The organism is Zobellia russellii, assembly GCF_018728565.1.
GTDB classification, from domain to species: domain Bacteria; phylum Bacteroidota; class Bacteroidia; order Flavobacteriales; family Flavobacteriaceae; genus Zobellia; species Zobellia russellii.
Genome location: NZ_JACSOI010000044.1, coordinates 1 through 210 on the forward strand (window position 1 = coordinate 1; position 210 = coordinate 210).

Below are 210 nucleotides of genomic sequence, written 5' to 3' on the forward strand. Positions count from 1 at the left end.
TCCCATTTGAACATGTGCACGAAATCCTTGTTGATCTCGAAAAAGGTATCCTGATCGAACTCCACCTGCTTATGGGCGTCTGGGGATACGTTGAAGTGCTCCGCGAGCGCCCTTACCTGTAGCTTGTACTCGTTGCCCAGGAACAGGCGGGAAACCTTTACGGGACTTCCGTCTATCCTCATGTTGAACAAGGAGCCGTTCCCGATATCG

At 51.9% G+C, this 210-nt stretch carries 1 pseudogene; it reads right to left on the reverse strand.

What is annotated here, in order from left to right:
* Window positions 1-210 (reverse strand): annotated as a pseudogene (locus H9565_RS20120) (carbohydrate kinase); the annotation flags it as partial.